A 14,638-nucleotide genomic window follows, 5' to 3' on the forward strand; every position below is an offset into this window, starting at 1 on the left:
GCTTGAGCTTTGCTCATTGAATTTATCACTCGTGATGCTCGCTCTCATGAACGTCCGTGCTTTCGAACGGATTGGTTCCAGTTAGCAAACCGTAGCCTCCTACTACAAGGATCAAGTAGCATACAGCTGCTAGTATCCAGCGTTTAGTCGTCATTGACTGGCAGCTCCTCTCTGTGGCATACGGATTCGTTGCAACCGCAGGGCATTTGCGACAACGGAGACAGAAGAAAAGGCCATCGCTGCTCCTGCTACCCATGGGGCGAGGAGTCCAGCTGCCGCAATTGGTATTGCCGCCGAATTGTAGAAAAAGGCAAAAAACAAATTTTGTTTAATGTTGCGCATCGTTTTTTTGCTCATGAGAAACGCATCAGCGACACTGTTTACATCGCCACGCATGAGCGTGACATCGGCTGTTTCAATTGCTACATCAGCGCCCGTTCCCATCGCCATTCCTACATCCGCTACTGCAAGAGCAGGGGCATCGTTAATGCCGTCGCCCACCATTGCTACTCGTTTGCCGTCTTCTTGGAGACGTTTCACTTCATTGCTTTTTTCCTCTGGCAACACACCAGCTATCACATGGTTGATCCCAACTTCGGCTGCAATTGCTTTTGCCGTTCGCTCATTATCACCAGTGAGCATAATCACTTCAAGCCCAAGTTCGTGGAGGCGTTCCACCGCTTCCTTAGAGGTTTCCTTCACTGTATCGGCTACTGCAACCAATCCAGCAATGTCTGTACCGATGCTTACCAACATCGCTGTTTTCCCTTGCTGCTCTAATTCTTCCATGCGCTCTTCTAATATAGCGTATTCGATTGTTGCCTGTTCCATCAACTTTCGTGTGCCAATATGAATAACAACACCGTCTACTTTTGCGCGTATGCCATAGCCCGTTAATGCTTCAAACGCCTCAGCCTCCCTTAAGGATATGGCACGATCAGCAGCACCTTGCACAATGGCATTCGCTAATGGATGTTCCGATTCAAATTCAGCACTTGCCACGATAGCAAGTAGCTCATTCTCGTCTATTCCTTCTGCAGGCACAATGTCCGTTAATTGCGGCGTCCCTTTCGTCACCGTGCCCGTTTTGTCGAGGACAACCGTTGTAATGGATCGTGTATTTTCCAAATGTTCGCCGCCTCTAAACAACAGCCCTAGTTCAGCCGCTCGGCCAGATCCAGCCATGATCGAAGTCGGCGTCGCCAAACCTAGCGCACATGGGCAGGCAATCACTAAAATCGTGATAAAAGGAACAATCGCTGCGCGAATATTGCCTGGATCAATGAGTGTATACCAAATCAGAAAAGTAGCTGCCGCTAGGAGAACGACAACAGGGACAAAAACGCCAGACACCCTATCGGCGATACGTTGAATATCCGCTTTCGACCCTTGCGCCTCTTCGACCACTTTGACAATTTGCGCAAGGGCTGTATCTTTGCCGACTTTTGTGGCAATCATTCGCAGCGATCCTTGCTTGTTCAGCGTTGCTCCGATTAGCGAATCGTCTGCTTTCTTGCTGACTGGGAGCGCTTCTCCTGTAATCATCGATTCATCGACGGAAGAGGTCCCGCTTTTTACGTAGCCGTCGACGGGAATTTTTTCTCCCGGGCGAATGATGAGTTCATCTCCTGCCTTTACTTCTTCAATCGGCAACTCGACTTCATTGCCATTACGGATCACTCGAGCCGTTTTCGCCTGCAATCCTATCAAAGTAGAAATCGCTTTGCTTGTTCTTCCTTTGGCTCTTGCTTCAAACCATTTGCCTAGCACAATTAATGTAAGAATGACAGCGGCTGCTTCAAAGTACAATTCAGGCATGCCAACTTGCCCATTCTGGTACCATTCCCAACCAAGAAAAATGCTGTAAACGTAGGCGACCGACGTTCCAAGGGCAACAAGGACGTCCATATTGGCGCTTTTATTTGCCAACGCCTTGTACGCACCTTTATAAAAGGGGGCTCCGACAATTAGTTGTACGGGTGTCGCCAGCGCTAATTGCACCCACGGATTCATGAACATATCAGGCACATATAAAAATGATGTAAATTCGAAATGGGTCACCATCGTCCAAAGAAGTGGCAATGACAAGATCGCTGAAAAAAGAAACAATCCGAAACGCTTTTGGCTTTCTTCTTCTTTAGTGTTTCCTGAACTAGCCGCTTCGCGCTCAAGTTGGTAGCCAAGCTTGTCAACAACGCGAATCATTTCCTGTTCGTTTGTTTCTGCCTCATTGTAAACAACCGTTGCCCGTTCTATCGCTAAGTTGACGTTTGCCTCTTTGACACCGGGCATTTTTTTGAGCCGTTTTTCAATTCTCGTTGCACAAGCAGCACACGTCATCCCTTTTACATTGAAAACCGCTTTTTCAAGACGAACGCCGTAGCCAAGCTTGTCGATTTTCTCGGTAAAGGCGCTCGGCTCGGTTTTGTTGCTGTCATAGGTAATGGTTGCTTTCTCATTCGCTAAATTAACCGTCGCCTGTGAGACGCCTTCGATCTTGTTGAGTCCTTTTTCAATTCTCGTTGCACAGGCGGCACACGTCATCCCGGTAATCGAAATCGCTGCTTTTTTCTCACTCATCTATTTCACCTTCTCGGCTAAAATGAAGTATCTGTCTAAACGATAACATACCCTATAGGGGTATATCAAGAGAAATGAATCTTTTCTTCCTTCTATACGTACATCATATAGACAGAAAAAAACAAGGACGTGAAAGTTATGAATAAAAAGAAACTGATTGTGTTTATTTGTATTCTTTTTGGAATCAGCTTTGGCACAGGGGCGGTATTTTTGCTGAGCGGTGCCTATAAAAACCCTCTAGTTTTTCAATTATTTGCGATGGTTTATATGCTCTTCCCGTTTGTCAGTGCCGTGATAACGCAAAAAGCCGTCTTCAAACAACCACTTGCACCTGCTTTGCTATTAAAAGGGCGCTTTTCTCTTTGGTGGGTTCTCGCCGCCTTTTTGCCATTCTTCCTCGTTTCGGCAACACTTTTAGTCGCACTCGTTTTCCCAGGAACGAGCCTTTCCTTAACGATGGAAGCCTATTATGCCGCAATGGATGAGACCACGAGGAATGCCACTGAATCTGCTTTTGAAGCGTTGCCATTTCATCCACTATGGATGATGGCCATTAATGCCGTGCTTGCCGGTATCACACTCAATGCACTCTTTGCTTTTGGTGAAGAAACAGCTTGGCGCGGCTTGTTGTTGACTGAATTAAAAAGCCTTGGCTTTTGGAAAGCGTCTTTTACGATTGGCTTGCTGTGGGGGCCATGGCATGCTCCATTAACACTGGCTGGACACAATTACCCAAGTACGCCTTTATTGGGAATTTTGATGATGACGGTTTTTTGTATGCTATTGTCCCCGCTTTTGTGTTTTATAACGATAAAAGCAAAAACGATCTACCCCGCCGCTTTCTTTCATGGTGTCATGAATGCGACAGCTGGAATTGGACTCATTCTTGTCGCAGGCGGAAACCCAGAGCTAATCAACGGGATTACCGGCGTTGCTGGCTTTATCGTTTTAGGGTGTATCAACCTCGTCCTTTACTTTTGTACCCGTAAAACGATTAACCAATCGTTTGCGGACGGCGTTTCTCGCTAAATCTGATGGCCAAAGCAGACTTGTTTCTGTTTCATCTCACAGTAGCTAGCTGAACATCGACAAAAAAGAAAAAAGGCTGTTGAAATTCATTTTTCAACAGCCTTCATCCGTTTTAATGATCCAATAGCATTCGTGCAGTCAGATCATCCGTTATAAGCACGTGTATTAACTTTGCACGAAGTGCGGCTTTAATCGCTTTGACCTTTTCCTTCCCACTTGCTACACCAATCACAAGAGGAATTTGTTTTACATGGTCTAAATCCATCGAAATGACTCTGGCATTCCAATCATTATCAATCGTACAACCGTCTTCTCCGATAAAATTGTAGCAAATATCGCCTACGATGTTCTCATACTCGATTACGCCTTTTGTCTGCTGGAGATAAGACTTCACCATTGTCGAGTGCTCTGGTGTTCCCCCTATGCCGACCATGGCAATATCCGCTTTTGCGCCAATCTCAAAAACCTCTCTAATCGAAGACTGATTGACTATGATCTCCTTTGCTTCCTTTGAATCGACTAGTACGGGAGCATGCAACAACTTGCACTTCGCTTTAAGGACATCAGCCAGCTTGGCAACAATTTGGTTGGCATGAATGTCAACTCTTTCATGGCCCATTCCACCGACGAGAGGGATGAATTGCACGTTTGGAAAGTGCTGGCTAGATGACAATGCCATCGCCACTTCATGCAAAGTCGTCCCAGAGCTCATGCCAATTGTTTGGCCATCGCGAATCATCCGCAACAAATAATGGCTTGCTGCTTGTCCCATCCGCGCTTTAGAAGCATCATTTTCGTTGGATTCTACACAAACAACTTCCCGTAATCCATAGCGTTTCTCTACTTTCGATTCCAATCCGGTAAATGGATGTGTGTCGTGATCATGAATAATAATCTCTACCACACCCAACTCCCTTGCTTTCGCTAAATACTTTGAAATAAGCGGCCGACTTACACCAATGGCCTGGGCAATTTCTGATTGTGTCGCCCCTTCCTCGTAATACATTTGGGCGATTTTTACTAAAAGTCTTCGATCTCCCAAAAGTGACATTTGACCACCCTATCCTGCAGTTTTACATTACAAGATTTCCAACTATTATTGTACTACTTAAATGTGATTTTGCTACCCTTTTCTATAACAGGAAATGTATGCGGACTGGCAAACACGGCACCAGGCAATACTTCTTCTTGCGGTTCTGTAAAGTAAATCGAGATGTGGCCCAATGTCCGTAAATTTTCATTTGCAGCCGAACCGACTTTTTCGATTACAAATTCCTGTTCATCAATAACGAGTGTACCGCCTTCTTTAATAGGGTTGTCTTCAAATTCCCCGTCTACTTGGTGGAGGAATGAAATTTCCTTAAGTTCTGCTGGCGCTTCCATCCCAAAAAGAATGACGATTTTGTCGTCTGCAAAAGAGGGGGCCATCTGTCCAATTTCTTTTACGATTGTTTGATACATTCTTTTTCCTCCTTAATACATGCCAAAACTAGCTACGTAGGCAATGACAACAGCCAACACGCCTGTAATCAAGCGGCTATACAGGACGGCAGGCACGCCATACTGCACTGTTTCTGGCTTCGCTTCTCCTAATGATAACCCAACTGGTACGAAATCAGCTCCCACTTGGCCATTAATCGCAAATAAGGCTGGTAACGCAAATTGCGGCGGAATATTCCCAAGCGCAATTTGGCTACCGATCAAGACACCAATTACCTGGGCAATGACCGCCCCTGGACCTAGCACTGGCGATAAAAACGGCAGCGTGCAGATCATCACAATGATGATTAAGCCCCAAATCGAGCTAGCAAGCGGCGACATCGTATTGGCAATCAAATCACCGATACCCGTGTAATTGATAATGCCAATCAACATGCTTACAAAAGCCATGAACGGGATGATATTTTTAATAAGCATGTCAATTGAATCACGTCCGGCCTGATAAAATACACCAGTGACTTTTCCGATCCCCTTTGAAAAACGCATGAGCCAGTTATCATTTTGGGAACGATGCTCATTTTTGACTTTTTCGTACTCTTCCTTAAATTCTTCTTTATTTGCTGGGTTGAAACGACTTTCTTCCTCTGCAGGGGCTGAATCGTGCTTCTCCTCTGTTGCTTCTGCCAAGGACACTTCTTTCGGTGTAACACCAGAGACGAAAATGTCTTCTTTGATATGTTTTGCCAATGGGCCTGATGGAGAAGAAGCGAGAATATCAACTGTAGGAATTCGTTTCATTGGGTATAGTCCAATCCTGGCGGTTCCGCCGCAGTCAATCACGACACACATCATTTCATCTTCTGGGACTGAATTTTTGAAGCCATCGACTGCTTCTGCCCCAGTCAATTCAGCAATGCATTGGGCGACAGGGTGAATTCCCCCGCCTGTGATTGACACGACTTTCGTCTTTTTCCCTTTCGGTTCAATGCGGAGGCCAGTCCCCCACCCGCCTGAACCTTTGCTGATAAATACGGCTTTATATGCCATGCCGTTTCCCCTCCTGTCACATTCTCTTCATCAGGTATTTTGTGATTTGCTCCGTCAGTAACCCTCTGATCAGCATAACCAGAATACCGACCAGGAAAAACCGCACTGCTAACTCTGACGTCGAGTACCCTGCTTGTGTCAATCCATTCGCTATGCCGAGATAGACAAACAGCTCCCCAGCGTTTGCGTATGGAAATAAGGCTGTAACCGGATGCAAAAATGACACGAGCGAATCAAAGAAAGCAGGTTTTTGGCGCTCTTCGACAAAACGCCCAAACGTGTAAGCCATTGGATTGGTAAGCAATAGAATCGATAGAATTGGCATAAGGGTGTAACGTAGTAGTGCATATTTTGAAGTGAAACGAATCGCTTTCGTGACCCGTTCCTCCCCGATAAATTTAATGAGTGCGTAAGTGAAAGTTAGTAAAACGACTAGCGTTGGGACAATGCCAGTAAGGAGATTCATGAATTGTTCTCCACCTGCATTAAACATGCCGATAAAGTGCTCGCCGAACCATTCAATCCAGTCCATCTTTTTCACTCCTTTTTAAGAAATCGAGGTCGTTCTCCTCGTCTTTGAAATCGCCGTGAGTGCTTGCTCGCCAGCCGCCTGTAAGGCCGTTTGCAATGCAGGAGACTTGCGTTTTTTTTCTGAAGTGTGAAGCCTGTCCAACAGCTCGCCCAAGTGCATTCCTTCGTATTCTTCCATCTCTTTAAACGTAGACAGAATGCTTACCCCTCGCATACACTGGCACTCTTGGATGATGTAAGACTCATCTACTACTAAGAGAACGATAGAACCAGGCCCGATTCGACGGCGGGATTGTCCTGAGAAAAGGTGGTACCCCTTTTCCCCTTTATATTTTCCAACTAGTGCTTTCATCGATTTTTGGTAATAGCGAACTTGGATTGCAGTCAACGCTGATTGAATGAGCAACAGACAGCAAGCAATTAGTACAAGCTTCATATCCACCTTCTCCTTGTTATTCAGCAAATAAATGGTCTTGCAATGCACGCAGTTTCCAAACGGTCGTCATTGTGTCGAGTTCGACATCATCCATCGTTAAAAACTGCCCTTCTTCAATGGCTCGTTTTGCGACGACATTGCCACTAATTAGGCCAATCGGTATATGGCCATTCCGCTTCATATCCTGATGTGTTTCCAACATGCCTCTTACGCTATAGCCGCCAATTCCATCTAGTCTCTCACCTGGCTGAATCATGCGTTTTGCAACTGCTACGGTTTCAGAAACCGGTGCACCAAGGGGATGAATCGACGTATCATGATGAAGCACTGCCTTAGCAATTGTAATGGGTGTTTCTAAGCTTGCCAGATGGTACGGACGGTATAACGTGTAATGCGGGCCATGGTTGGCGTTAACTTTTAACAAGTAGCGCAGTTCTTCATCTACAGGTTCCAACTCACTTTTGACAATGACAAACACCCCAGGTGCTAAACCGTTTACATATTCTACAACACCAAGTGAATCAAGGACGCCACCGTGTTCTTTCAAATCTAGCTTCTTAGCGACATTATCTAAGTTAGCGTCGACTCCATGCATCCCGACTTTATCTGGCACCAGCCCAATCGCATTGCTCAATAAATTCATCTCAGCCATTGTCTTCGTGCCATCCTGGAATGCTGCCAGCATATGTGCGCTCATATGTTTCTGTTTGGCTTCCTCTGCACATGTGTCAGGATTGGCTGTTGGCTTAAGTGGGTTGTTTTTACCTTTTCCTGCTACGACTACTTCTAGTCCCATTGTTTTCGCGAATTCATAAAGTTCTACAATTGCTGCCGGCTCGTCCCCTGCTGAACCAGAATAGACAAGACCAGCCGCATCGAACATGCTATGCATATATGATCCGATCGTAATGTCTACTTCAACATTTAGCAGCACAAGATGCTTTCTTGAACGAAGCGCCTCCAAGGCAATATTGGCACCGACTTCTGGGACGCCCGTTGCATCGACGACCACCTCTACTGTATTTGATTGGATAACTGCCCGGTAATCAGAAGAAACAACCGTCTCCACTTTTCTATTTTCTTGAGAACGGTAAAAATCACGGGCTTTTTCTGCATTTTCAATATGGACATCGCAAATCCCACCAACGACCATTCCTGGGATCCGAGAGATTTGAGAAATTAAACCGAATCCCATTTGACCGGCACCGATTACTCCCACTTTGATTGGCTGTTGTTGTTTATCACGCTCTTGTAATTCCCGATAAATGGACATACATCTTCCTCCTCGTTTTTAGAACGAATCACCTTTTACATATGTTACACATCATGGTATTAGTTTAGATTACGTAACATATGTTACAATCTATATCATATGATATAAACTTATTTGTTATTGTATTCTCTCGAGAAAGCGTTGTCAAATCTTTTTTCAGAAAAAGGACATGATGCTCTTTTCTCTAGCTGTGGCAAAGTGGCCACAAGACTTTTGCTTACTACAAGGAAGGGAATCGTTCTTTAAATAAAAAAACCGATGCACGCGGCATCGGCTTCTCCGTTATTTTCCTTCTAAAAATCTGCTTAATCGTTCAATCGCAGCTTCCTCATCTGCACCTTCGGCAGTCAACAACACGTCATCTCCCTTTTGGACAACGATGCTCATTAAGCCAAGAATGCTTTTGGCGTTAATCGTTGAATTTCCTTTCTTAAGGTAGACATCCGCTTTGTACTGCCCTGCTTCATGTACAAATGCCGAAGCAGCATTCGCATGGAGGCCATGTTCGAGTCCGACCGTAACCGTTTTTTCCATCTTTACCTCTCTCCTTTCTTCTGGAATCATCTATATGCAGGCTTCACTCGAAAATACCGAGGAACAAGAACTTCTTGCGAAAACAGTCATTGTTGCCAAACGGACATCATAAAAATAAAACAACTGGACAAGAACAAGGAAAGGCGGGATCGTATGAACCAAAAGCAATGGCTTGCCCATATTCAGTCTCTGGAAGTGCTCGTTGAACAAAACGAACGAGCACAAGGAGATGAGGGGCAGTGCCTGGAACAGATTCAGCAACTGACAAGCGGGCCGCTGCGTCACTTTTTTCTCCCACGCTATCTGAACACTTGGTTTGCTTGCGCGATCATTCTATTCCTTTTTTTCTTTCACACGTTATTTGGCAATAGGCTGATCGCTGTATTCCAACTCCTTTCTTTGCCTTTCTTTTTATACAAGGCGTTGCTGTTTTTGGCCCTTTTCATTTTAACACCTCTTTTCCTTTACTTTGCAGGAATGTATGGTATGAACCGACTCATTAAACACAGCCGTTTGTATAAGCAAAAACTAGAACACGCAAAGCAACAGTTCGATTCGGCCAAAGCGGCTGCCAGAGAAACACTTCAACAGCTTCTTTCCGAAACCGATATTCCACCTTACTATTTAAAGCCCTATGCTATCCAAAAATTTAAAACGTATTTCCTTTACCAGCGGGCAGACAACCTGAAAGAAGCCATTAACCTATTTGAAATAGAAAAGACATTTGAACTCCATCAATACGCCATGTTCCGGTTTCATGGCGAGAAAAAAGCATACCGTGTTTTTGAAAAAGCGCTCCACTTTGAAAAGCACAAAAAAACCGCTGCGCTTGTGCAAAACCTGAAGAACAACCATTGATTAAAAGATAAAGACAACAATTACTCACATGAACGGCTTTACACGGCAGCACACACGAACGAATCAGCAAATCCAACGGCACAATAAAACAAAGCGGCAGCCCGCGATATCGCTGGGCTGCCGCTTCTTTCTGTGTCTTTGCTAAGCGCGTTGCCGTTGCCTGCGTTCCATTCTCGTCCGCGGCTCTTGGCTTACTGGAGGAAGCGTTCGGCTTTGCCTCATTTTTCGAACAGACACCCATACGACTACAAGGAGAATGCCTGTTATTCCACCTACTGTATCCAATAAAACATCTTCCACTAATGGCGTTCGATCTGGTACAAGCGATTGTCTGTACTCATCGAAGGAAGCATAACCCATAACGAATAGGAGGGCGAAAAAACTTGCAAAGCGCAGACGGAAGATGTACGCAAACAACCGGCAAGCCAAAGCGCCAATCACGAAGAAAGAAACAAAATGGGCCCCTTTGCGCAAGAAAAATTCAACAAACGCTTCTACGCCTGTATGAGCAATGCCAACTGGCCTTCCGCCATAGACAAAAGAAATCTGGCCGATAAATGTCTGTTCCAGCCACGACAGCGGCAGCCTGCTAAGGATGCCTCTCATGTCTTGGTTGGCGTATGGGGTGGAGCTTGAATACGCAATAATGCCAATAGCTGCGGCTAGCAGCATAACAACAACGGCAATTTTAACAAAACGCGACATGGCCTCTCCTTTCACGTTTGCTGGACGTTCCTTTCTCTCTAGGCAAACAACCGATCTAATGTCGTTGCCCCATTATAGCCTAAAATCACGAGGCAATGGCGTGAAAAATATCGGGAAACTGTCTAATGATGTTCATTTTGTTTTGGTGATGAATCATCCCGCTTAACTTAATGCCCGTGTGTGACTCGGAAGCTTTGCTCGTACCCTTGACTACTTTATGATCATTTTTTATTGCAAATACAATAAAATTCGAGTAAAATAAACACATTGTTTTTGTTGCATTTACAACAAAATAATACTAAGGAGTTTCAATAATGAAGGACATTCTCCGTGAGATTGGAATGATAGCAAGGGCATTAGATTCTATTAGCAATATCGAGTTTAAAGAATATGACCTTACAAAAGGACAGTATTTATACCTTGTGAGGATCTGTGAACACCCAGGCATCATTCAAGAAAAACTAGCCGAGATGATAAAAGTAGATCGTACAACGGCAGCTCGTGCGATAAAGAAACTGGAAAAGAACGGTTTTATTGAAAAGAAGGAAGATGCACATAACAAAAAAATTAAAAAACTCTTCCCTACACAAAAAGGGGAGCGTGTGTATCCTTTTATCAGGAAAGAAAATGACTATTCCAATACCGTTGCCTTAACAGGATTTTCTGAAAATGAAGCAGATACCCTATTTCAACTGCTACAAAGAGTCAGTAAAAATGTAGAGAAGGATTGGGAATTTGTCAAAAAGGGCAACAAGAGACATTATTGATTCGTAAAGGGTGGACAAATAATTGACTATCACGATTAAAAAGTGCACATTAGCTGACTTGCGATTACTTCAAGACATTAGTTATGAAACATATAATGAGACATTTAAGGATCATAATACACCTGAAAATATGAATGCCTATTTGAAAAAAGCATTTAACGAAAAACAGTTAGAAAAAGAGTTAGCCAACCGTTCCTCGCATTTCTTTTTTGTTTACTTTAACAATGACGTTGCTGGATATTTAAAAGTTAATATGAATGATGCCCAGTCTGAAGATATGGGGGCTGAATCACTTGAAATCCAAAGGATCTATATAAAGACCAACTACCAAAAGCTTGGGCTTGGTAAATATTTGTTAAATCAAGCGATCGAAATGGCAATCGAACAGAAGAAGAAGAACATCTGGCTCGGCGTATGGGAAAAGAATGACAATGCTCTTTCTTTTTATAAGAAAATGGGGTTTGTGCAAACAGGAGCACACTCATTTTATATGGGAGATGACGAACAAATCGATTTCATCATGAGCAAGACACTGGCCCTGTGATCGATCCCCGTTAAACATAAGACGATCGCTTTCTTAATGAGGACAGTACGTCACTGAATATGGTCATGTACACGTTTGAATCAACGATCGAAGGACAAACCATCTATAGGAAATAGCGGAGCTAAGCGCAGGCGTCAAGTGCTCTCTCGCTCTAATATGGCCGCTGTTTCAAAACGGACTGAATCCTAAAAAAATAGATTTCACGATTCAGTCCGTTTCGCTTGGCTGCCTCAAATAAGAAAACTTTCCTTTCCAGCAATTGTTTTTATTTTTCTAGGAAGCTTAAATCAACCAAGCCGTCAATATCCGTTGAGCTCATATTACCTGCCTCATGGGCAATTTCGGCCATCTCTTGCAATACTTGTTCATTAACGTCAACGGTTGGGAACAACCGCTCCATTGATTGCTCTATTTCTGCTATGTTCAGCTCGTTCCCTGTTTCTTCCTTGATATGGCTGACAAAAATGCCGGCTGCTTCTTCAGGTTGCTCTTGGACAAACTCAACCGCTTTTTTATGTGCGCGCAAATAGGCCCGTGCTAACTCCTCATTGACATCAAGAAAATCATGCGTCGCTACAACAACCGTGTTGGTAGATTCCTCTCCCCAAGCAAACGCATCAGCGTCCAACAAAAAACGAGCCCCTGTTTGTTCCTCCAAATAGCTGCCCCACGGTTCCTGGGTCGCTGCCGCTGATACGTCCCCTTGGTTAAACAACGTCGACGTATCCGCTGGCGCTTGTGGAATGAGTTCTACCTCCTCGGCATCAACGCCTGCATCCGCTAAGGCTTTACGGAGCATGACATCCTGCGTCGAACCTAGTGTCGGCACTGCTACCCGTTCCCCAGCTAAATCGGCAACTGTCTCGACTTCAGCATCCTCACGAACCATTAATACAGCACCGCCATTGACTGCACCAGCAATAATCGAATGGGCCGGATTGGACGTATACGTATTCATTGCTGGACCTGGCCCGACTGTGCCGATGTCAATCTCATTTGTCGACATTGCCTCCATAAAAGCGCTGCCGTCTGGAACAGTCATCGTTTCAATCGTCGTCTCTTCGCCAAATTCTTCATCAAAATAGCCATTCTCCAACGCAATAATGGTGGCAATATGGGTGAGATTCGGAAAGTAACCAATCCGAACTTCCCCTTCTGTTGCGCCTTGGCCGCATCCTGCTAAGGCAAGCGTTGCCACACAGGCAAACGCGCCTGCTTTTATGATTCCTTTCATTCCACTCTCCCCTTCTTTATCGTATATACTTTGTTTATAGGCTTGGCTTTAAGCCCCACTTTTTCTGGACAGATCGTTCAGCACGCAAGAACACGAGATTATCCATTAACGTGCCAATAATGCCGATGATGATCATGACAGACAAGACAAGATCCATTTGCTGGAGCGAACGCCCCATATTAAGCAAATACCCTAACCCGCCTGAACCACCTAGCAGCTCACCAGCCATAATGGCCCGCCAAGCGAAAGCCCAGGCCATCCGCAAACCGGAAATCAAGTGTGGGACAGAAGCGGGCAACACAACAGTCCGCACGAGATGAGTGCCTGATGAGCCAAGCGTCCGTGCTACATTCAAATACAAGCTAGGCACGTTTTTAAAACCAGTGCTGGCACTTACCGTCATTGTCCAGGTCGCCCCGATCGTTACAATAAATAAAATCGATGCATTGCCTAAGCCAAACCACACAATCGCTAGCGGGAACCAGACAATGCTTGGAATCGACTGCAACGCCGTTACCAAAAAGCCGAGTGTATCATCTACCCATTTGTAGCGGGCAATCAAATAACCGAACAAAAGGCCAAGAGAAATCGCAATGGCAAAACCGATCAACAACCGTCCGAGCGTGAGGCCCGTTGCTGTTAACATGCGTCCGTCCGCAATGCCATTGATAAGCGTTCCAACTACGGTAACACCGCCTGGATCATTCGGCAAAATCAACGGAGGAAAAAGGAAGGTTGGAAAGAAGCCGCTTTTAGATATGATCTCCCATATAGCTATGATCGCCGCGACGAATACGGTCCGTCTTATAGCTGTAACCATCTCCAAACTCCTCCTTTAACACTTTTTCCATCTCGTCTTCAAGTTCTTTCATGATCCTTCTTTCCAAATCAACTAGGTAACTATCTGCTGGATCACGAGGCAGCGCCGCTTGAACGATAAACTCTTTTTTTATACGCCCAGGTCTTGTCCCCATTAACACAATTCGATTGGAAAGCATGACCGCTTCACGGATATTATGAGTAATGAATAAAATCGTTTTGCCTGTCTCTGCCCATATTTCCAACAGTTCTTTATGGAGGACCATTCTCGTTTGCTCATCAAGAGCGGCAAAAGGTTCATCCATGAGCAAAATATCAGGATCCATCACAAGTGCCCGTGCAATCGCGACACGTTGCTTCATCCCTCCTGATAGCTCATGGGGATAAGCAGTGGAAAAGTTGCCAAGATGCACCATTTTCAAACCTTCACGTGCCTTTTCCGCACTTTTTTGATTGGAAAAACCTTTTAATTTTAGTCCATACGCGACATTTTCGAGCACATTCATCCATGGAAACAAACCTGCTTCTTGGAAAACAACTACACGATCGTTGCCAGGTTTGTTTACTTGCTTCCCATTAACGAACACGCCACCGCTTGTCGGCGAGTCAAGCCCAGCAATTAAGTTGAGAATCGTCGATTTTCCGCAGCCTGAAGGGCCGAGAAGCGAAACAAAGTCGCCTTCGTTAATCGTCATGTCAATATCGTTTAAAACGTGGAGCGTATCGTTTTTGCCTTTGGCAAATGTCTTTTCCACATGGCTAATTTTCACTTGCATCGCGATCCCCCCTTTAACCTATAAAACCAACATTATTAATAAGGATAGTAACATTTATTCATTTT

At 44.7% G+C, this 14,638-nt stretch carries 17 protein-coding genes; 4 read left to right on the plus strand and 13 right to left on the minus strand.

Annotated features, from left to right (window positions below; translation table 11 throughout):
* Window positions 1-25: 25 nt before the first annotated feature.
* Both V5G21_RS04755 and V5G21_RS04760 read right to left on the minus strand, forming a co-directional pair.
* Window positions 26-154: a hypothetical protein gene (locus V5G21_RS04755; protein WP_257006172.1), complete on the minus strand. Its 129-nt coding sequence runs from the start codon at window positions 152-154 to the stop codon at window positions 26-28.
* Complete coding sequence (locus V5G21_RS04760; RefSeq protein WP_338465262.1) at window positions 151-2,580, minus strand: heavy metal translocating P-type ATPase; 2,430 nt, start codon at window positions 2,578-2,580, stop codon at window positions 151-153. Before V5G21_RS04760 ends, V5G21_RS04755 begins: the two co-directional genes overlap by 4 nt.
* A 138-nt stretch (window positions 2,581-2,718) precedes the next feature.
* Between V5G21_RS04760 and V5G21_RS04765 the strand changes: the two genes are divergently transcribed.
* Window positions 2,719-3,609 (plus strand): CPBP family intramembrane glutamic endopeptidase, encoded by an 891-nt coding sequence (locus tag V5G21_RS04765; protein ID WP_338465264.1) that lies wholly within the window; start codon window positions 2,719-2,721, stop codon window positions 3,607-3,609.
* 112 nt (window positions 3,610-3,721) lie between these two features.
* Here V5G21_RS04765 and V5G21_RS04770 read toward each other — a convergent pair whose 3' ends face one another.
* From V5G21_RS04770 to V5G21_RS04800, 7 genes are all read right to left on the minus strand, one after another.
* Window positions 3,722-4,660, minus strand: a complete 939-nt coding sequence (locus V5G21_RS04770; RefSeq protein WP_338465265.1) for a sugar-binding transcriptional regulator — start codon at window positions 4,658-4,660, stop codon at window positions 3,722-3,724.
* A gap of 53 nt (window positions 4,661-4,713) precedes the next feature.
* Window positions 4,714-5,070, minus strand: coding sequence for a PTS glucitol/sorbitol transporter subunit IIA (locus V5G21_RS04775; protein ID WP_011248076.1), 357 nt, complete (start codon window positions 5,068-5,070; stop codon window positions 4,714-4,716).
* Between the two features lie 12 nt (window positions 5,071-5,082).
* Complete coding sequence (srlE, locus tag V5G21_RS04780; protein ID WP_095254904.1) at window positions 5,083-6,096, minus strand: PTS glucitol/sorbitol transporter subunit IIB; 1,014 nt, start codon at window positions 6,094-6,096, stop codon at window positions 5,083-5,085.
* A gap of 16 nt (window positions 6,097-6,112) precedes the next feature.
* Window positions 6,113-6,628, minus strand: a complete 516-nt coding sequence (gene srlA, locus V5G21_RS04785; RefSeq protein ID WP_011248078.1) for a PTS glucitol/sorbitol transporter subunit IIC — start codon at window positions 6,626-6,628, stop codon at window positions 6,113-6,115.
* 15 nt (window positions 6,629-6,643) lie between these two features.
* The gene (locus V5G21_RS04790) at window positions 6,644-7,063 is read right to left on the minus strand and encodes a transcriptional regulator GutM (RefSeq protein WP_011248079.1); all 420 of its coding nucleotides are present in this window, start codon (window positions 7,061-7,063) and stop codon (window positions 6,644-6,646) included.
* A 16-nt stretch (window positions 7,064-7,079) separates the two neighbouring features.
* On the minus strand, window positions 7,080-8,336 hold the full coding sequence (locus tag V5G21_RS04795; RefSeq protein ID WP_338465266.1) for an NAD(P)H-dependent oxidoreductase: 1,257 nt from the start codon (window positions 8,334-8,336) through the stop codon (window positions 7,080-7,082).
* Between the two features lie 282 nt (window positions 8,337-8,618).
* Window positions 8,619-8,870 carry an HPr family phosphocarrier protein gene (locus tag V5G21_RS04800; RefSeq protein ID WP_095254906.1) on the minus strand — a complete coding sequence of 84 codons (252 nt, stop codon included), beginning with the start codon at window positions 8,868-8,870 and terminating at the stop codon, window positions 8,619-8,621.
* A gap of 153 nt (window positions 8,871-9,023) precedes the next feature.
* On the opposite strand from V5G21_RS04800, the gene V5G21_RS04805 reads away from it, so the two are divergent.
* Complete coding sequence (locus V5G21_RS04805) at window positions 9,024-9,728, plus strand: hypothetical protein (protein ID WP_095236669.1); 705 nt, start codon at window positions 9,024-9,026, stop codon at window positions 9,726-9,728.
* A gap of 141 nt (window positions 9,729-9,869) precedes the next feature.
* Here V5G21_RS04805 and V5G21_RS04810 read toward each other — a convergent pair whose 3' ends face one another.
* A complete protein-coding gene (locus tag V5G21_RS04810; RefSeq protein ID WP_095254907.1) occupies window positions 9,870-10,433 on the minus strand; it encodes a VanZ family protein in 564 nt (187 codons plus the stop codon).
* A gap of 314 nt (window positions 10,434-10,747) precedes the next feature.
* Between V5G21_RS04810 and V5G21_RS04815 the strand changes: the two genes are divergently transcribed.
* Entirely contained in the window at window positions 10,748-11,200 is a 453-nt protein-coding gene (locus V5G21_RS04815) for a MarR family winged helix-turn-helix transcriptional regulator (protein ID WP_073305202.1), read from the plus strand.
* 22 nt (window positions 11,201-11,222) lie between these two features.
* Window positions 11,223-11,744, plus strand: coding sequence for a GNAT family N-acetyltransferase (locus V5G21_RS04820; protein ID WP_073305204.1), 522 nt, complete (start codon window positions 11,223-11,225; stop codon window positions 11,742-11,744).
* A gap of 265 nt (window positions 11,745-12,009) precedes the next feature.
* On the opposite strand, the gene V5G21_RS04825 is transcribed toward V5G21_RS04820, so the two are convergent.
* The 3 genes from V5G21_RS04825 to V5G21_RS04835 are packed head-to-tail and all read right to left on the minus strand — an operon-like array spanning window position 12,010 to window position 14,573.
* On the minus strand, window positions 12,010-12,978 hold the full coding sequence (locus tag V5G21_RS04825) for an ABC transporter substrate-binding protein (protein WP_073305206.1): 969 nt from the start codon (window positions 12,976-12,978) through the stop codon (window positions 12,010-12,012).
* Window positions 12,979-13,012: 34 nt separating this feature from the next.
* Window positions 13,013-13,798, minus strand: a complete 786-nt coding sequence (locus V5G21_RS04830; RefSeq protein WP_011248087.1) for an ABC transporter permease — start codon at window positions 13,796-13,798, stop codon at window positions 13,013-13,015.
* Window positions 13,731-14,573 (minus strand): ABC transporter ATP-binding protein, encoded by an 843-nt coding sequence (locus tag V5G21_RS04835; protein ID WP_073305208.1) that lies wholly within the window; start codon window positions 14,571-14,573, stop codon window positions 13,731-13,733. The genes V5G21_RS04830 and V5G21_RS04835 overlap by 68 nt, the downstream gene beginning before the upstream one ends.
* Between the last annotated feature and the right edge of the window lie 65 nt (window positions 14,574-14,638).

The organism is Shouchella rhizosphaerae (assembly GCF_036700015.1).
Classification (GTDB): Bacteria; Bacillota; Bacilli; order Bacillales; family Bacillaceae_D; genus Shouchella; species Shouchella rhizosphaerae.